The following is an 18,396-nucleotide window of genomic DNA, read 5'->3' as shown; positions in this document are numbered from 1 at the left end:
TCAGGGATGAGGCAATGAGCAAACATCAATTACTGGATTCACAGGCAGGATTTTACTATGGCACCAAGATCGGCGATGATAAATCGAGCTATAATATCGCGGAATATGTCGAAATAAATCACACTCTCGATATCGCAAGAATGAAACGTGCTATTCATCGTGTCATCAGCCAAACCCCTACGCTGCACGTTCTGTTTGATGAGAATAACGGCACGCCTTATCAATATTCCGTCACCGCCAATATCTCAGTGGAATGGGTAGATCTTTCGCAGAGCGCCAACGATATGGCCACCGCTATCGAATTAATGGAAGCGGATGCTAAGCGCCCCTTCTCGCTGAACGCAGCGCCATTATTCAGACAAAAAATCATCAGGCTGGGTGAGAAACGCTTTCTGTGGTATTTCTGCAGCCACCATCTGCTGCTTGATGGTTACGGCACTTATTTGCTGATCCATCAAGTGGCGCAGGCCTACCGAGACCAGACACAACAACCGCAAGACGTACCGGCGATCGATGCCTTGCTCAGGGCTGAATCTGAGTATAAACAGTCAGCCGCCTATCAAGCAGACCGACATTTTTGGCAAGCGGCCAGCGCCTCACTGCCAGACCCGATGACATTAGCCTGCGCCAATATTCCCTCGGGACAGACCATCCGCCATGTGACGTCGTTGCCCTATCCTGCCGAGCGCCTTGCGCTGCAAACCGAACATCCTTCCTGGCTGGCGCGCACTTTTGTAGCGGTGATGGCGTATTTGTACCTATGTACCGGCGAGAAGCAGCAAACGATCGGCGTCCCTATGATGGCGCGAACAGACGCCCTGTCGAGGCAGGCGCTAACCTGCAAGACCAACGTTGTTCCTTTGACTCTCGATATTGAGGACACCGCTTCATGCCGACAGTTGGCGCAAACCATTGAACACGCGCTCAAGCAACTCAAGAAACATCAAGCGTTTCGTTACGAAGAGATAAAAAGTCTGAGGAGCGTCGCCAGCCGCTCGCCGTTGTTCAACATCGTGGTCAATATCATTCCCTTTGAAGCGGCAGCCTCATTCTCTCCCGCTCAGCGTAGTGAAATCCGTAACTTACGCTCAGGAGGCGCGCAGGATCTGGTCTTCAACATGCGTCCCGATCTCGATAACCAAACGCTGCGGCTGGAGATCGATGCCGACTCAGGGCTTTACGATGCGGCCAGTCTGGTGCGGCACAGCCAGGGGATACAGACCTTGTGCACCTTGCTGTACGACGATCCGGAAAATCTTTCCGTCGCGGCATTGCGACAACGTTTCCCGCTCTCGCTGCTGGGTAAAACAGCCAACGACAACGTGGTCGATATCATGCAGCGTATCGATCGTGCCGTCGTTCAAGCGCCGCAACGCACGGCGATCCTCACGCCTGAACACGCTTCGTCATCGCTCAGAACGCTGTCTTATGCCGTTTTGCAGCAGCAGTGGCGTGCGCTGGCCGATGTCCTGGCTCCCGTTCGCGCCGCACATACCGTACTGTTGCTCGACTTGCCGCAAGGGCCGGAGGCCATCATCTGCATGCTTGCTGCGTTGCAATTGAAAATGCCCTTCGTCAACCTGAATGCCAAAGGGGATGGAGCGGCTTACCGTCAACTGCTTGAACAGTTTAGCGACGCTATCCTGATTACCGATCGCACGCGTCCCTCCGTTCATTCCGAGCCTGGCGCATTGGCGCATTGGCGCGCATCGACACTCAATATGCCGACGGATTTCGCACACTTCACCGTGTTTCGCCGGCAAACATCGACTGAGGCGCCGGCGTTCCCGGTCGGTACCAGCTATATCATGTTTACCTCCGGTTCGACGGGAATGCCTAAAGGCGTGATAGGCGCCCGACATGCTCTCAACGTTTTTGTCGATGCGGCGATAAAATGCTATGGCATTCAACCGCACGAACGCGTGTTGCAATTTGCGCCCTTGCATTTCGATGCCTGCATCGAAGAAATTTTCATGACGCTGGGGGCCGGCGCCCACCTGTGTATCGCCCCCGAGACCGTCAAGCACAGCTTTGCCGCTTTCTTCACATTCTGCGACGATCATCAAATCAGCCTGTTGGATCTGCCGACCGCCTACTTTAATGAAATGCTGTTCGCCTCCGGCGGTGAACAGACGCTACCGCCGGCCGTCACTACCGTTATCATCGGCGGCGAAAGCCTTTCACCGCGAGCCAAAGAACGCTGGTTCGCGCACTACCCCAAAGGCAGGAAGTTATTCAACTCCTACGGCCCAACCGAAACAACCGTGGTGGCGACGGCCGCAGAAATCAAAAACGATGGCGCCGCCGTGACGATAGGCACACCGCTGGATGGTATATACACGGCGATCGTCGGCGAGGATCTCAGGCCGTTGCCGCTCGGCTGCAGCGGCGAATTACTGATAGCCGGAGCGACCGTCGGCCTGGGATATTGGCATCAGCCAACGCTGAGCGCGGAAAAGTTCGTCACCCTTGAGGCCAACGGCCATCTCATGCCCGCCTTTCGTACCGGCGATATCGCCTGCCAGCGCCAAGATGGGCAGTTGGTGTTCCTTGGCCGCAAAATTCGTGAAGCGAAAATCGCCGGGCAGCGCGTCAATATGGGTGAGATAGAAAGCTGTCTGGCCCGCTTGCCCTCCATTGTCGAGATTGCCGTACTGGCCAAAAGCGGCGACGCGGGAACGGAACTGTACGCGCATTATCACAGCCGGCAGCCGCTCAGTGAGGCAATGCGCCGCACACTGTACGGCGAACTGCCCAATGCCCATATTCCTCAGCGCTTCGTGCATCATCCAACGCCGCTGGTCAAACTGGCTAACGGCAAGATTGATTATCGCACCCTGGAGAGACAATCCCGGATGCCTGAACCCACACGGGAGTTGCGTTCGACGACATTCAACACCCTGGTGCATGAAGTTTGGCTGGCGACGCTGGGCAGTGACGATGGCGACTTCTTCACGCTCGGCGGCGAGTCCCTGCAGGCCATAAAAATCATTAACGTGCTTAACGCCCACTGTCGGTTGGATCTGAACCTGAGCGACATTCTTGAACATCCAAGACTCGCCGATTTCTGCCGACACCTGACGCAGTTGGCCCATGCACGCTATGGTCTGGATCCGCAGCATCTGGACATCCGTTGCGCTATCGGCCGCTGTCTATCAACCGAGGCGCCGACCAGCAGCAGGCTGTTTATTCAATCTCCCGAAGGCACAGATGAACGGCTTTTATTGGCCGCCCTCGCCGACAAACGCGGTGTGGACATTCTGTCACCGCAGGCGCTGCCGTTGCCTGCTGAATGGTCGCTGAACGCGGCCATATTCAACGTACCGAACGAAGCCACTCAATATGCCAGTTGGCTCGATGCACTTTCGGCCCTGCTGCACACCCTGCCCGGCCGAGTTAACCACATGATCTTTATGCATGATACGGCCGGCGGAGCCAGACTCACGCAAGGCCTGCTACGCGATTTCCGGCATGAGCGACTACTGTTGCTGCATAAAGTCGATGCGCGCCGCCAAGCCGTCGACGCCGGTGTTACAGAGTTGATAGCCCTCTCTGCGCGGCTGGGTTATTTCCCGCACATTCGGTTCGATACGGCCAATGAGCGATTGAACGGCTGCGTACTGAGGATCTTCGGTTTCGATGATGGCGAGAATATCGACCATCGCGCCGCCTTCACAATGGCGCAGCGGAGAAACCCGGGAGTGCAGTTGTGTAGCTTAGCGCATTGGCTGAATTTGATTTCCGCCCACAGCGACAAACGCCCGAATAAAAGCGGTCGAACAGCGAAAACTATCGACGTCAACATGGAAGGAGCGCACTGATGAGCGTCATCGGCTTGATCAATCTGATGGAAATGGCGAAACAGGGAGCAAAATTCGGCGAGCTGTCGCCTCGACGCCAAACCATCGAGCATGTTGACGCCGCCGCACTCAGTGCGGTGCAGGAAGACATTACCGCATTTTTATCTGTCTGTACGCCAGACAATTCAGAGCGGCACACCGGCGAGAAGCCTTGTTACACCGTCAATCACTACGCGGGCCAATACCTGTGGCTGTATGAAAACTTCACCAAGAACAGCCCGCTGTATAACATTCCGATCGCTAAAGAGATCCTGGGGCCCTTTGAACCCGAGCGTTTGCTCGCCGCGTTGAAAAAACTGCTCAAGCGGCACGGTGCGCTTTGCGGCCGCTACCGGCTAGACGGTGAAGCCATCACCGTTGACATCGTGCATCCTGATGAAACCATTTTCGAACACAGCCTCGAGGACATCAGCAGGCTGAACAGTGAAGAGCAGCAAGAAAATATGCTGGCGGCGCTTAACGCCCAGTGTACGATTCCGTTTGACCTCGCGGCTGAGTATCCCCTGCGCTGCCGGATCTTGAGAAAGAGCGCGCAGCACCACTATCTGTTCTTGACCTTCCACCATTGCGTGGTCGACGGCTGGACGGCCAATTTGCTGGTGGATGAACTGAGCCGTGACTATCAAGCGTACGAAGAGCATTGGCATTATGACAACGGTCAGGCGTTTTTCCGCTATCTTGAAGACCCTTTCCTCGCCGTCGCCAATGTCGATGACAGCATGGCGTTTTGGCGCGATGAACTGGATGGTGCGCCGGAAAAACACGCGCTTGAATACGATATCGCCATCACCGCGGGAGGCAAAACACAGAATATCGTCAGAACATCGCTGACGAACGAACTGCAGCCGGCCCTGGCCCAGTTAGCCAAACATAACGGTACGACGCTGTTTACGCTGTTGCACTCCGCCTTCGCATTACTGATTGCCAGAGAATCGGCGACGGATCGCGTGGTCATCGGTAGCCCGATCGCCAACAGGAACGAGCCGACGTTAAACGACGCCGTTGGCAGCTTCGTCAACACGATCGCTCACCAATTTATCATCACTGGCGACGACAGTTTCACCGCGCTGCTGCAAAAGAACGCCAATAAATTTGCGCGCGCTTTCAAACATCAGGGATTGCCCTTCTCTTACCTGGTTGAACAACTCAAGCCCACGCGCGGCAAGTTCCACCCCATTTTTCAAATCATGTTCGTCTGCCAACATCGCAAAAGCAACGAGCTAAATCTTGGCGGTGCGCAGGTTAACACCCTGCCAAGACGCTATGCGCCGCCCAAGTTTGATCTGGTTCTGGAAGTGATTTCCGGCGCAGAGGGCATTCAATTGGAGTGGCAATACAACGCCAAGCTGTTTACGCCGGAGCGTATTAACGGATTGGCGCAAGCTTACGCATTGCTGTTGCAGCAAATTGCCTGCGATCCTTCGCGGGCCGTCGACCACTATTCGCTGGCGCCAATGGCCGATAACCGGCAATTGCGGCAGCTCTCCGTCGGGCAGGCGATGCCGGTATGCTTGCGGCAACCTCTTTCCGATCGGCTGTTACGCGCTGCCCACCAGCATGGGGATCGCCCGGCGTTGTTCGAGGGAGATCAGGTGTGGCATTACGATCGGCTATTGCGGCACGCCGGCCTCGTGGCGCATTGGCTGAACGCCCATACCGCCCCTGGCACACTCATCGCCATCGATCTTCCACGCGGCGCTCATCAAGCTATTGCGGCGCTCGGCGTGATCCTCGCCGGACGCGCCTACTTGCCGTTGGCCGAAGGATTACCGGATGCCCGCGTAGCGGCCATTATGCGAATATCGGGTTGCGTCTGGGTTTTGAGCAATCGGGCTCACCATCGCGCCCGCTATCCGCAGACAACCCGCGTTCAGGATCTGGAGGCGCTGTTTTCTCCCCCTGCCGCAGGCACAGCAACCTTCCCATCAGGCGAAGCGGAAGCACTCGCCTATGTCATTTATACATCGGGGACGACAGGCACGCCAAAAGGCGTGGCGATGGAACACGGCGCCGTCACCAATACCTTGCTGACCATGAATCAACTGTTTAACGTTTCACATCGTGACAACGTATTGGCGCTCGCCGACCTGGCCTTCGATTTATCGGTCTATGACCTGTTCGGCAGTTGGCTAGCCGGCGCATCGGTAACCGTGTTATCGCCGCACGACGCTAAAGAGCCGTCAGCATGGCTACATGCGATACGCCAGCGGAAAATCAGCATCTGGAACTCGGTTCCCGCCATCTTGCAAATGCTGGTGCAATACTGCGCACAAGAAAACATCCTGTCGCTGCCTCAACTGCGGCATATCTGGCTGAGCGGCGATCGTATCTCTCCGCGGCTGATCGCCGAAGCACATCGGCTTTGCCCCAACGCCACCATCACCAGCCTTGGCGGTGCCACCGAAGGGGCAATATGGTCAATTTATCATCCACTTACACGAGATACGCACTACAGAAACGCCATCCCCTATGGAACCGCATTGCCGAATCAAAGCATGTGGGTGTTGAATGAAAAACTCGAGCCGTGCGGTTTCGGCGTTACCGGCGACATTTATATCGGTGGCGTTGGCGTTGCCCGCGAGTATTGGCGCGATAGGCAAACCACCGCCGGCAGCTTTGTTCTTCTCCCAACCACCGGAGAACGCGTGTACCGCACCGGCGATCGTGGCCGTTGGCATCGCAGCGGTTACATCGAATTCCTCGGCCGCGAAGACCAACAGGTGAAACTGCAGGGTTTTCGCGTCGAATTGGGTGACGTCGAATTCGCGCTCAAAAGCAGCGAACTGGTCGCTGAAGCGTGCGTCGTCTGTCGCGATGAAACCAGGAACGGCACACCGTATCTGGAAGCCTATATCACATTGACCGAGGCGGGGAAAGCCAGCGTCCAGGCGGAGCAAAGAATACGCGAGCAGGTTACGGCTGCATTGCCCGCGTATATGGCGCCATCCCACTATCATCTTATTGAACGTTTCCCGCTTTCACGCAACGGCAAATTGGATCGCACCTTGCTATCGCCAGGCACCGAACGAAGCCAGGCCAGCGATGTTGTTCCCGCCGCGTCCGCGGAACTCATGCTGCTACGTGAGTTGTTGGCGGATACGTTAGGCTGTGATCCAGACAAGATCGACCCCTATGCCAGCTTCTTCAGCAATGGCGGCAGCTCGCTTTCCGGCATTACGTTTTTGGGTAACATCAAGCGCGCCCTTAATGTGGAATTAACCCTGGCGGAAATCCTTGGCTACTCACAGCTCGATAAACTTGCCGAGCGTCTGCGCGATAACGCGCCCCTGCCGTTATCGATGTTGTCCGGCGCAGCCGATCGCCCCTCTCTGCCCACCTTGTATTTGGTGCATGGTGCCGGTGGCCAGGTACATCAATATGCAAAGTGGACAAAACAACTTTACGCCTGCGCCAACATCATCACCATCGCCAGCCCGGGGTTGGCCGCGCCAGGCGCAGACGACACACTCACCCTGCAGCGATTGGCCGCCTCCCATTTGGCGGCCATACCGCGTGCCAAACGCGACACTGCCGTTATCGCCGGCTGGTCATTGGGCGGCCAATTAGCTGTCCATATGGCGGCGCAGGCTACGGAACAAGGCGCGCCCTTTGCGCATGCGGTGCTTGTCGACAGCGGTTTGCCCGCCCAGCACCCCTCAGTGAATCGAGGTTTCAGCGTGGCGCAAAGTTATCTCAGCCTGTTCGACTCTCTCGGTATTGCGCGCCATTTGTGTCGGCATCAAGAAACGAACGCGATAGACAGCTTCGCCAACGAGATAAAAATGCACTATGCGCTGAATCAGAGCGTGCTTGCGGAGAAGATCACGCTGGAACATGCCGAAGCCTTTTGTTGGGCGCTGAAAAAATCCTTTGATCTGACGAATAACGCCGGCCCTCTGCCACAGATAGCGATACCGCTGACGCTTTGGCTCAGCCAGCAACGTCAGCGTAAACACCCCAATCTTGCACAACGCTGGGAGAGGCAATCCTCTCATGACGTTCAACTCAATTATTGTGCAGAAACGCATTACAGCATTTTAAACAACGCTCAACTTCTTCGAGCGCTGACGCGGATGCTGCGCGCGTTGTCCACATCATTGGAATAACGCGAGAAGATACCCCTGGCCAATCAAACCTATCGAGGCACTGATGAAATTACCCAGCAGTTGGATTTTTTTGTTCTGCTTTTACTACACATTCATGGATATTTTTTATTCGTTATTTTTTTCCGAAGACAGGAGGTTTACCAGCACAATCATTCAATCCTTTATATTTTCAACCTTGCTAGTGGCATTTTTCTGGTATCGGAAAACTGCAAAAACCAAAAACCAATAATATAAGGAAGTCGTTATGAGAGAACTTACGATTAATGAAGTGAACTTTATCGCAGCCGCTGGGGATTTCAGCTATGCGGAACTGGGCGGGGCCGTCGCGGCCGGCGCGGTTGGTGGCGCGATGACCGGCGCCATGGCTGGCGGTGTCGGTGCCGGCCCAGGCGCTGTTGCCGGTGCCGTTATCGGTGGTGCCGCCTATACCGCAGGCAAAATGGTGGAATCCATGTTGGGTGGCAATAAACAAACATCGACGAACAATCCTGCCGACAGTAACTAATACAGGAAGATTCGTGTTCATCATATGAAAAAGTCACTTATTGTATTGTTCGCCATTTTAATTGGGCTTGTTGCTGGCACGATTGCGGATTATTTCACCCTCAATCGCTTCTTGAAATACGCCCTTATCGCCGTTGCCGTTATCGGCACGCATAAATTGCTCAATAGCGATCGCGGGCAACGCTCGGCATGATAAACGTGGCTTATTTTAAAATTTAATGATTAAGGAGCAAATATGCGCAATCTTACCTCTGAAGAATGTTCAATCATTTCCGGTGCAGGAGATCGCAGCGGTACATTGACGGTTTCCGCGGAAACGGTCGGCGCAGCGATCGGCGGTGGCATCGGCTCTATCGGTGGCGTGGCGGGCGGCGTTGTCGGCACCATTGTCGGCGGTGCTGTCGGTAACTATGTCACCGGCGATCGTGCCCCCGGCTCTGTTGGCCCATCAGGCATTCCCTGGGGCGGGAGCAACGGCGGCGGTACCATGTGGGGGAACAACAACAATACCGATTCGAACTGATCGGGGCCCTGCCAGCCACACGGCTGACCTCCCCGGTTAACGTTGGCTTCAGCGCCTAAAGCGTCATTTCATGCCAGGGTTATCGTTATGATAACCCTTTTTGTCATGGGCCCACCACAGGGTGAGCAGCGCGGTTGGCGTAGCGAAAATGTCGAGATGAAGAAGCCAGGTGAAGCGAAGCTGACGTTACCCGAGTTGAATGACTCTATCCGCAGAGGCAATCGTCGATGGACGGTGCGCAATAATCACGCGGGTAATGTTCAGTTGTGAAATAGCGCGGTTAATATGTGTTTCATTATCGAGATCCAGGTGGCTGGTCGCTTCGTCCATAAACAGAATGCTGGGGCGACGATAGAGCGCACGGGCTATCAATAAACGCTGTTTCTGTCCGCCAGAAAGGCTTCCCCCCAATTCGCCGATCAATGTTTCGTAGCCCATCGGCATGTTTTGAATATCATCATGCATATTGCAACGCCGTGCGCACGCCTCAATACGTTTCAGATCCATTTCGGCGTCAAATCCTGAAATATTTTCAGCGATAGATCCCGCCAGCAGCTTGTCATCTTGCAGCACGCAAGCGATACATTGGCGATAATTATTAACGCCAATGTTGCTGATATCCATACCATCGACCAGCACGGCCCCTTCATCCGGCGACAGCAACCCACACATTAACTTCATCAATGTGGTTTTACCCACGCCGGAGGGGCCGACAATCGCCACGCTTTCTCCCGCGGCAATGCTGAGATTCAAATCCGTGATAATGGGTTTCGCCAAACGATCATACTGGTAGCGCAGATTCCGCACCTGAAGCTCTGCGGCGTTGCCTTTTGTGAAGAGCTGACGCGCGGGCATTTGCGGTTCCGGTGACGAAAGCACAATGTCCGCCACCCTTTCATTGTGCAAGCTTAACATTCGCAGCTGAAGCATCATGTCGATCAAGCTGCTGGCACGCTCCGAGAACTGCCCACGGTAGGCGTTAAACGCGATAAACATGCCGATCGTCATTTGATTGTCTATGACCAATGCCGCGCCGAGCCAAAGGATGATCACCTGATCGCAGGTGGCAATAAACGCCCCCAAACCGCCAAACATCATGTTTAACTTGGTCAGCTTGATACCCGCATTGATCGTTTCTACGTTTAGATTCAGCCAATACTGTGAACGGGTTTCAGATAACCCCAACGCCTTTAACGTACTGATGCTATATAACGTCTCCATGAAATGAGACCCGGCCCGCGCGCCCTTCACCAACTGCTCTTCCGACAGCTGCCGATAATGTTGATAAGTCGACAGCCTGAGAATGACGTATATCGCCGTAAAGCCGAGCACCACCCAAACTAACCAGCCGCCATAGAGCAGCATCATGACAAATACCCCGACAGACATGATGCCATCAATAATGCTGCTGACGATGCTGGTAGTGAAAGTCGCTCTTATCGTATCCAATGAGCCGAAACGGGATTGAATATCACCCAACTTGCGCTTCTCAAAGAAGGAAAGCGGCAATTTCATCAGATGATCAAACACTCCCGCCTTCCATTGCACGTCTATCAACGCGCCCATGACGATAGAGATCCACGAGCGCAACATGGATACGCCGGTGCGGAATAAAATAAAGAACAGCAATCCTATACATATCAGCGCTAAAAGATCATGATCGCCGGCCAAAATCACATGGTCCATGACCAACTGCGTACCAACGGGCAACAGCAGATTAACCGCTTCAATCACGATCGACAGACAGAAGATCTTTAGCAAGGCTCCCTTGAGGCCGCGCACATTGCTCATCAGCTTACGAAAGCGCAATCTGCTTTGCTGTTTGATCGGCTGAAATTCACTGTCTGGCCATAGCTCAAGCGCTACGCCGGTAAAATGCCGCGACAGTTCATGCAACTCCAGCACTTTACGGCCAAAAGCAGGATCATGGATCACCGCCCGCCCTCGGCTGACACTGACAAGCACCACGAAATGCTTCATGTCCCAATGCAGAATACAGGGCATTTTCAACGCTTTAAGCTCATCGATATTCAGCGATAACGCTCTGGATTGCAGCTTGAGTGCGCTCGCGATGTCAATCAACGCGGAGAGCGTCGCCCCGCGTGAAGAAAAGCCGTAGCGGCTGCGCAGATTAAACAGATCGATTTGCAAACCATGGTAATGGCATACCATCGCTAAACTGGCCAGCCCGCATTCCGAGGCTTCAGTTTGCAGGATCTGCGGCACTTTGCGGCGCAGCGACAAATTGAGTTTGCCCTTTAGCGCGTCTAAATAAGATTCAGTCATTGATTGGCCCCATCAGGCTGTTTTTCATATCGTAGAAAGGTGAGAACATCCATTGATATAGAGGCCTTTCTTCCAGAAACAGCGTGGATTGAGCCCGCATGCCGTTAGTGAGCTGCAACGCTTTGCCCTGGTAACTGATATGCGTTTTATCCAGGGAAACGGTCACCTTGTAAAAAGATGCCGTTTGCGCGCTGGGTTGATGCACGGGAGAACTGCTGTAAGTTGACATTTCTTGAATGGAGGCCGGTACATAAGCGATGCTTTCTATTCTGCCGGGAAACTGACCGAACTTCTCATAAGGGAAAGCGTCATAGCGAATGTTAATGCCGTCCCCCGCTGAAACATAAGGCACGCTGGTGTTCGGCAACCATAAAACTAGCTGATAAATCGCGCCATTACGTGGAATAATCTGTACCAAGCTGTCACCGCTATTGACCATCTGACCCGGCGTAACGCTGAGAGACTCAATGCGGCCATCGCTTGGGGCGTTCACGATCAATGCGCCGCTGGCATCGGCTTCCGCTAACTGCCGTTGCAAATCATTGCGCTGAAACTGGTACTGCGAAATTTGGTTATCAAAATCTGCCGCGCGCGTAACGATGTCACTTTCCAAATTCGTAATTTGCAACGACTCCTGAATGTGTTGACTATGCAGGTTTTGGAACAGACTTTGTTGTTGATAAAATGAATAGGTTTGCCCGCTAAGCTGATCCTTGGTAATCAGACCGCGTTGCTGATATTCCTTATAGGAACGCATGTTGTCCTGAGCAAATGCCACCCCCTCTCGTGCATTATCCAACAGCTGTTTGGACTGCATATGCGCCAATTCATACTGTTTTTTTTGCGCGCGTAGATTTTCCAGCGTCATACGCTTGTTGTCTTGCAACTTAAGAATGATGCTGTCGACATGTTTTAACTGGTTTTCAAGCGCCAGGCGCGTATTGGCGCTCACTTTCCCGTTATCCGTCACTCGGCTGACATCAATCTGATAAAGACGCTGGCCTTTTTTAACCACATCCCCCACTTCGACGAAGCGTTCCGAGATAAAACCCTGTTGGGGCGCAAACACGTTGACTGAGCGGGGGAAGGTGGTGATTTCACCATAAACATTAATGCGGCGTGTATAATGACTGAATATAAGAAAAGAGAGGAAAACAAGAATAAATAAAAACGATAAAAGACCAAAGCACCAGGCAGGCAAGCCGTTTATCAATAAAGCCTTACCCGCCCATTTCGCCCGCTGATGATCCGTGGCTTCCTGTCGAAACAAATCACGCATGACATCCCTTTCCAGAAATAAAATTCAAGCCAGCCTTGGCTCGTAAAATGCGGAAGCATATCGAAAAACAGCAGCAGAGATTAAAACAGATCTGTTGTTTTTAATTAGCGATATCGTAAAGATAATTATTCTCATTATGATATCGGGCGTTCCGAATAAATGCAATGTTTTTTACGCACTTACCCAGCCACATAGCCGTATATCACTATGCATATCGATAAAAAACCAATAAAGAGCCTCCTAATCAAATAACTCTATTCATTCTATCTCTCGCCATATGTAATAGGCAGCGGCGTGACCGCCGGATCGAGCAGCAATGTGGATAAACGCATCAAATCGAAACGCCTCCATGTCCACGGAATAAGGTCTCGGGGAATGGCTCCCTCTGAGTCACCTCCTAGCTTAGGGCAGTTGGCAGTTTGAGAAAAAACAAGTGATTAGACGTGAGCCGCCTCGCCGACCTGCTGTATCAGAAAGGTCAGCAGCGCGCGCGTTTTGGCCGGCAGATAGCGGCGGCCGGGATAAACGGCATACAGCTGCAGCGGCGCCGGCGGCAGTGCCAGCGGCACCTCAACCAAACGGCCATCGGCCAGAAACGGCCGGCAGCCGAGCTCGGAGAGCATGGCGAACCCCACGCCGGCCAAGGCCGCCTTCAGCGCCATCTCCCCGCTATTGACGCGATAGCGCGCATTGACCGGGACGGTAACGAAGGTTCCGTCCGGGCGGACGAACTGCCACGGCATGCCCTTCAGCGCATCCACCGTGCTGATGCAGGGCAATTGCGTGAATTGTTCAATCTCCGACAACGGCGACCACTGCGCCAGCAACGCCGGAGCGGCCACCACGATGCAGGGGAAAGACGCCAGCGGCTGCGCGACATAGTCGCTGTCGTCCAGCATGCCCCGGCTGATCATCACCGCCAGATCGACATCGTCGAGCAGCGACGTCATACCCGCCAGGTTAGTCACGCAGCTGATTTCGATCTGCGGATGCTGCAGGGCGAACGCCGCCAGCGGCTCGCCCAACAGGTATGGCCCCACTTCATTGGGCACGCACAGGCGCAGCGGCCCACGCAGCTGTTGCTGCCGTTCGCTGAGGGTTTGCGCGGTGTGTTCCAGCGACGCCAGCAGCGGCTGGGTGCGTTCATGCAACAGCTGGCCGTTCGGCGTCAGCCGCATCGAGCGAGTGCTGCGTTCGAGCAATCGCTGCTCGAGCTGGCGCTCCAGCTGAGAGATATAGCGGCTGACGTTGGAGGTCGGCATCGCCAGCGCCCGCGCCGCCCCGACGAAGCTGCCTTGCTCCACCACCGCCACGAAAATGCGTAATAGGTTTAAATCCAATTTATCGCGCATGATTATCCCTGATTTGATAACAAACCATGCCATTTCTACCATCTAATCCCGATCAACGCCAAGCGCTACACTGCCGGCCTGACTCTGCAACCGATAGATGCTTATGACACCCACGAGAAAGCTGACGGCGATAGCGCTGGTCATCGCCTTTATTCAGTTCACCAACGCACTGGAATACATGGTATTCAACCCGATATTCCTCTACATGGCCGCCGACTTTTCCGTGCCCGTCAGCTACGCCGGCTATGTCAGCGCGGCCTATACGCTGGCGGCGGTGATTTCCGGCATCGGCGCATTTTTCTGGATCGGCGGCGTTGAGAAGCAGCGCTTTCTGATGCTCAATGTCACGCTACTGGGCGTGACCACCTTATTGATCGCCACAACCCAGCAGTTTTACTGGCTGTTAGCGCTGCGGCTGCTGGCCGGGCTGTTGGGCGGCACCACGATGGGCGTCGGGATCGGCTTGCTGCTCAACGCCGCGCCGGCCGCGCTGCACGGCAGAATGTTGGCGACGGTGATCGCGTCTTTTTCGCTGGTGAGCATTGTCGGCATGCCGGGCATGCTGTACCTGTGCGAAGTGGCAAGCTGGCGCGTTGCGCTGGCGGCTATCGGCGGGCTGTGTCTGCTGGCGGCGGTGTTGGTGGCGCTGTTCGTTCCCAGGGATGCGCCGCAGCCACAGGCTGCCGCGCCCGTCACGCTCGATCGCCGGTTGTTGCTGTTCGCCGCCGCCGCCGGCCTGACGCAGTTCAGCCCAATGCTGCTGATCCCGGTGCTGGCGCCGCTGCTCACCCAGCGGTTACAGGTGGTAGACGCGCATTTGTCCTGGCTATTTTTCATCGGCGGCGTGGCCGGTTATCTGGCGACCGTGCTGGCAGGCCGCTGGCTGCAACGCTTTGGTGCCGTGACGCTGACGGTGGGCGCCACGCTGTTGCTGCTGGGCAGCCTGTGGCTGGCGGCGCACGGTGGCGATCGCGGTGAACTGTTCATGGTCGCGTTTCTCGCGGCGGCCTATGCGCGGCTGGTGGCGATCTCTTCCCTGAGCATGCGCTGGCCGGACAATCGGCAACGCGCCGCCTTCGGCGTACTGCAAACCGCCCTGATACACCTGAGCGCCACGGTGGCCTTCTTGCTCTCCTCCACGCTGCTGAGCGGCGGCCTCACCCCGCTCAGTTTGCAACGTCTGTTATGGCTGTGCACGCTGAGTGCCGTCGCCGTCGCACCGCTCAGCGTTTGGCTGCAGGCGCGGCTGCGTCAGCGCGACGCCTCATAAACCACCTTACCATTCACATAGGTGCGATAAATGTTGCGATCGTCTCCCAGGGTCATCAGCACGAACCCTTGCTCCGCAGACGTGGCGCTGTTGGCGTAGCGCAACTGCTGCAGCGGCGTGACCGCCGGATCGAGCACCACGAAATCCGCCTCTTTGCCGACGTTGAAGTTGCCGATTTTGTCGTCCAGCGACAGCGCGCGGGCACCGCCCAGGGTGGCATGATAGAACGCTTCTACGGCGGCGAGCCGGTAATGCTGCAGTTGGCCGACCTTGTACGCCTCACCCAGCGTGCGTAGCATATTGAAGGTGGTGCCGGCCCCTACGTCGGTGCCGATACCGAGCTTCACCCGCTTGCGCCAGGCCTGCTGCAGGTCAAACAGCCCGCTGCCGAGAAACAGGTTGGAGGTGGGGCAAAAGGCGATTGCCGAGCGGGTCTCGCACAGGCAGTCCCACTCCTGCTCCTCCAGGTGCAGGCAGTGGGCGAACACGCTTTTGCTGCCGGTCATGCCGTAGCGGTGGTAAACGTCCAGATAGCTTTGGCTCTGCGGGAACAGCGCTTTTACCCAGGCCACTTCCTGCGGATTCTCGCTCAGGTGCGTCTGCAGCCAAACGTCGGGGAATTCTTCGCGCAGCCGCTGCACCTGCGCCAGCAACGCCGGCGTACTGGTGGGCGCAAAGCGCGGCGTAATGGCGTAACCGAGGCGGCCTTTGCCGTGCCAGCGTTCGATCAGTTCACGCGTTTGGCGGTAACTCTGCTCCGGCGTTTCCAGCAGCGCCTCCGGCGCATGGCGATCCATCATCACCTTACCGGCGATCAGGCGCATGTTCAGCGCTGCCGCCTGGCTGAACAGCGTATCGACCGACTGCGGATGCACGGTGCCGAACACCAGCGCGGTGGTGGTGCCGTTGCTCAACAACTCCCGCAGAAAGAAGGCCGACATCGCATCGGCGTGCTGCTCGCAGCCGTAACGGCTTTCGGTCGGGAAGGTGTAATTGTTTAACCAGTCCAGCAGTTGATCGCCATAGGCGCCAATCATTTCGGTTTGCGGATAGTGGATATGGGTATCGATAAACCCCGGTACGATCGGTTTGTCGCGATACTCCGTGACCGCGAAGCCCGGTGGCAGCAGCGCCTCGCCCTGCTGCCAGCTGCCGAACCAGACGATGACGCCGTCGTTCAGCAGCAGCAAACCGTCGGGAACATGCCGCAGGCGTTCCTCGAGCTGTTGCGGCGCCTCCACACAGGCGGCGATATCAAAAAAATTGCCACGAATAGCCGTGGTGAATTGCAGTGCCATTATTTTCTTCCTTGTGACGGCCGGCCAAGCCCACCCGCGTAATAACTTGCGATGATGAAACAAGGCCTTTTTTACCCAAACATAAAGACCGGATTAAGCATAGCAAGCCGTGTGCCAACAGGCGGTCATAAAATATATTTTTATTTAAAAACAGATTGATTCTAATTCAACCAAAGAAAACCAACCGATGAAAAAGAATAAAACGCGTGGCGGTCTTCAACGGCAGACGAATAGCAACCGTTTGCTTGCCGAAATAACACCGCGCCGCTGCACCTTTATTGGGCAAGCGGATAATTTCGCGGCCGTGACGTTTATTCCAACACGATGCAAAGCGGTCTGACCCATTCCGCAGGCCACCCGACAAACTTGAAACGATAACCATTCTCAATTATCATCCGCGCATCTTTTTGACCAGCAATGCGAAAACCATGTCCGCCACCGCTTCCGCCCCGCACACCGCGCTGTCGCGCCTTTACGCCACCCATCATGCCTGGTTGCAGGGATGGTTGCGCAGGCGGCTGGGCTGCGCGTTCGACGCGGACGATGTGGCGCAGGACACCTTCATGCGCCTGCTGAAAAGCGACGCCGCGGCGACCCTGCGCGAGCCGAAAGATTTTCTGGTCACCGTCGCCAAGCGGGTGATGGTCGATCTGTTCCGCCGCAGAACGCTGGAACGCGCCTATCTGGAGATGCTGGCGCTGATCCCGGAAGGCTACGCCCCGTCGCCGGAGCAGCGCCAGAGCCTGCTGGAAAGCCTGCAACAGATCGACGCCATGCTCGATGGCCTGGGGCCGAAGGTAAAACAGACCTTTCTGTTGTCGCAGCTCGAAGGTCTGGGCTATGCGGACATCGCCGCGCGCCTCGGCGTGTCGGTCAGTTCGGTTAAAAAATACATGGCCAAAGCCACCGAGCATTGCCTGCTGTTCAGCCTCGAAAACGACATTTATTCATGAGCAACGCCATCACCCCCGAGCAGCGCCAGGCGCTGAAAATGGCCGCACACTGGTATGCCCTGCTGTGCGATGAGCACGTCACCGAACGCCAGCGCCAACAATGGCAAGCCTGGCACCAGCAGCATGACGATCACCGCTGGGCCTGGCAGCGCGTCGAAGCGCTGCAGAGTCAGTTGCAGGGCGTGCCGGGCAAGTTCAGCTACCGTGCGCTCGATCGCGCCGACCGCCAGTCGGCGATCGATCGCCGCACCCTGCTGAAGAGTCTGCTGTTGCTGCTCGGCGTGGGCGGCGGCGGATTCTTCTACCAGTCGCCGCTCGGCCGGGAGCTGCGCGCCGACTACCGCACCGCCACCGGCGAAATCAAACCCATTGTGTTAAGCGACGGCACCCAACTGGTGTTGAACACCGCCAGCGCGGTAGACGTGCATTACGACGATCGCCAACGGTTGATCCGCTTGCACGCCGGAGAAATCAGCCTGGTGACCGGACGCGATCCCCGGCCGCTGTGGGTACAAAGCCCGCAGGGGGCGATGCGCGCGCTCGGCACCCGTTTTTTGGTGCGCGAGAGCGACGGCGAAACTCGCCTGGCGGTGCTGGAACACGCGGTCGAGGCGCAGCTGGCGCAAGACGCGCAACAAAAGCGCCGGGTGAACGCCGGAGAACAGATCAGCTTCAGCACCACGGCCTTCAGCGACAAACAACCGGCCACGACGGAGGACGGCTGGCTGCGCGGCGTGTTGAGCGTCAGCCAGTGGCGGCTGGACCGGGTGATCGCCGAACTGGCGCGCTACCGGCGCGGCCACCTGAGCTGCGATCCGGCCGTCGCCGGCCTGCGCGTCAGCGGCAGTTTCCCGCTCAACGATACCGATCGCGCCCTCGCCCTGCTCAGCCAGACCCTGCCGGTGCGCCTGCAGAGCTTTACCCGCTATTGGCTGCAAATCGTCCCCGCCTGAATCTTTTTAAAT

General features: G+C 56.0%; 13 protein-coding genes. 9 read left to right on the top strand and 4 right to left on the bottom strand.

Annotation, left to right across the window (positions count from 1 at the left end; all coding sequences use genetic code 11):
* Positions 1-14 precede the first annotated feature (14 nt).
* From WA302_RS08010 to WA302_RS07990, 5 genes are all read left to right on the top strand, one after another.
* Positions 15-3,821, top strand: a complete 3,807-nt coding sequence (locus WA302_RS08010) for an AMP-binding protein (protein ID WP_060447212.1) — start codon at positions 15-17, stop codon at positions 3,819-3,821.
* Positions 3,821-7,966, top strand: a complete 4,146-nt coding sequence (locus WA302_RS08005; RefSeq protein ID WP_336063399.1) for a non-ribosomal peptide synthetase — start codon at positions 3,821-3,823, stop codon at positions 7,964-7,966. Before WA302_RS08010 ends, WA302_RS08005 begins: the two co-directional genes overlap by 1 nt.
* 244 nt (positions 7,967-8,210) lie before the next feature.
* A complete protein-coding gene (locus WA302_RS08000; RefSeq protein ID WP_016927848.1) occupies positions 8,211-8,471 on the top strand; it encodes a hypothetical protein in 261 nt (86 codons plus the stop codon).
* Between the two features lie 24 nt (positions 8,472-8,495).
* The gene (locus WA302_RS07995; protein ID WP_016927849.1) at positions 8,496-8,663 is read left to right on the top strand and encodes a hypothetical protein; all 168 of its coding nucleotides are present in this window, start codon (positions 8,496-8,498) and stop codon (positions 8,661-8,663) included.
* A gap of 42 nt (positions 8,664-8,705) precedes the next feature.
* Positions 8,706-8,993, top strand: a complete 288-nt coding sequence (locus WA302_RS07990; protein ID WP_025302730.1) for a hypothetical protein — start codon at positions 8,706-8,708, stop codon at positions 8,991-8,993.
* A gap of 186 nt (positions 8,994-9,179) precedes the next feature.
* Here the strand turns inward: WA302_RS07990 and WA302_RS07985 are convergent, their stop codons facing one another.
* From WA302_RS07985 to WA302_RS07975, 3 genes are all read right to left on the bottom strand, one after another.
* Positions 9,180-11,279 (bottom strand): peptidase domain-containing ABC transporter, encoded by a 2,100-nt coding sequence (locus WA302_RS07985; protein ID WP_016927850.1) that lies wholly within the window; start codon positions 11,277-11,279, stop codon positions 9,180-9,182.
* Positions 11,272-12,558: an HlyD family secretion protein gene (locus WA302_RS07980; RefSeq protein ID WP_016927851.1), complete on the bottom strand. Its 1,287-nt coding sequence runs from the start codon at positions 12,556-12,558 to the stop codon at positions 11,272-11,274. Before WA302_RS07980 ends, WA302_RS07985 begins: the two co-directional genes overlap by 8 nt.
* Before the next feature lie 437 nt (positions 12,559-12,995).
* Positions 12,996-13,910, bottom strand: coding sequence for a LysR family transcriptional regulator (locus tag WA302_RS07975; protein ID WP_025302729.1), 915 nt, complete (start codon positions 13,908-13,910; stop codon positions 12,996-12,998).
* Between the two features lie 103 nt (positions 13,911-14,013).
* On the opposite strand from WA302_RS07975, the gene WA302_RS07970 reads away from it, so the two are divergent.
* On the top strand, positions 14,014-15,180 hold the full coding sequence (locus WA302_RS07970) for an MFS transporter (protein WP_261463984.1): 1,167 nt from the start codon (positions 14,014-14,016) through the stop codon (positions 15,178-15,180).
* Here WA302_RS07970 and guaD read toward each other — a convergent pair.
* Positions 15,162-16,478 (bottom strand): guanine deaminase, encoded by a 1,317-nt coding sequence (guaD, locus tag WA302_RS07965; protein WP_025302727.1) that lies wholly within the window; start codon positions 16,476-16,478, stop codon positions 15,162-15,164. The genes WA302_RS07970 and guaD overlap by 19 nt on opposite strands.
* Positions 16,479-16,665: 187 nt before the next feature.
* On the opposite strand from guaD, the gene WA302_RS07960 reads away from it, so the two are divergent.
* From WA302_RS07960 to fecR, 3 genes are all read left to right on the top strand, one after another.
* Complete coding sequence (locus WA302_RS07960; protein ID WP_336063393.1) at positions 16,666-16,818, top strand: hypothetical protein; 153 nt, start codon at positions 16,666-16,668, stop codon at positions 16,816-16,818.
* 88 nt (positions 16,819-16,906) lie between these two features.
* Positions 16,907-17,431, top strand: a complete 525-nt coding sequence (gene fecI, locus WA302_RS07955) for a ferric citrate uptake sigma factor FecI (RefSeq protein WP_336063391.1) — start codon at positions 16,907-16,909, stop codon at positions 17,429-17,431.
* Positions 17,428-18,384, top strand: a complete 957-nt coding sequence (gene fecR / locus WA302_RS07950) for a ferric citrate uptake sigma factor regulator FecR (protein ID WP_060447217.1) — start codon at positions 17,428-17,430, stop codon at positions 18,382-18,384. The genes fecI and fecR overlap by 4 nt, the downstream gene beginning before the upstream one ends.
* Positions 18,385-18,396: the final 12 nt, after the last annotated feature.

Origin of the sequence: Serratia sp. 201 (genome assembly GCF_037027545.1) — a bacterium.
GTDB lineage: Bacteria > Pseudomonadota > Gammaproteobacteria > Enterobacterales > Enterobacteriaceae > Serratia > Serratia bockelmannii.
Note: the sequence above shows the minus strand (reverse complement) of the source record. Positions and strands in the feature narration are given on the sequence as shown.

Bases quoted from the DNA above. Each gene is read 5' to 3' on its own strand.
- WA302_RS08010 (WP_060447212.1), top strand. From the start codon at position 15: ATGAGCAAACATCAATTACTGGATTCACAGGCAGGATTTTACTATGGC.
- WA302_RS08005 (WP_336063399.1), top strand. From the start codon at position 3,821: ATGAGCGTCATCGGCTTGATCAATCTGATGGAAATGGCGAAACAGGGA.
- WA302_RS08000 (WP_016927848.1), top strand. From the start codon at position 8,211: ATGAGAGAACTTACGATTAATGAAGTGAACTTTATCGCAGCCGCTGGG.
- WA302_RS07995 (WP_016927849.1), top strand. From the start codon at position 8,496: ATGAAAAAGTCACTTATTGTATTGTTCGCCATTTTAATTGGGCTTGTT.
- WA302_RS07990 (WP_025302730.1), top strand. From the start codon at position 8,706: ATGCGCAATCTTACCTCTGAAGAATGTTCAATCATTTCCGGTGCAGGA.
- WA302_RS07985 (WP_016927850.1), bottom strand. From the start codon at position 11,279: ATGACTGAATCTTATTTAGACGCGCTAAAGGGCAAACTCAATTTGTCG.
- WA302_RS07980 (WP_016927851.1), bottom strand. From the start codon at position 12,558: ATGCGTGATTTGTTTCGACAGGAAGCCACGGATCATCAGCGGGCGAAA.
- WA302_RS07975 (WP_025302729.1), bottom strand. From the start codon at position 13,910: ATGCGCGATAAATTGGATTTAAACCTATTACGCATTTTCGTGGCGGTG.
- WA302_RS07970 (WP_261463984.1), top strand. From the start codon at position 14,014: ATGACACCCACGAGAAAGCTGACGGCGATAGCGCTGGTCATCGCCTTT.
- guaD (WP_025302727.1), bottom strand. From the start codon at position 16,478: ATGGCACTGCAATTCACCACGGCTATTCGTGGCAATTTTTTTGATATC.
- WA302_RS07960 (WP_336063393.1), top strand. From the start codon at position 16,666: ATGAAAAAGAATAAAACGCGTGGCGGTCTTCAACGGCAGACGAATAGC.
- fecI (WP_336063391.1), top strand. From the start codon at position 16,907: ATGTCCGCCACCGCTTCCGCCCCGCACACCGCGCTGTCGCGCCTTTAC.
- fecR (WP_060447217.1), top strand. From the start codon at position 17,428: ATGAGCAACGCCATCACCCCCGAGCAGCGCCAGGCGCTGAAAATGGCC.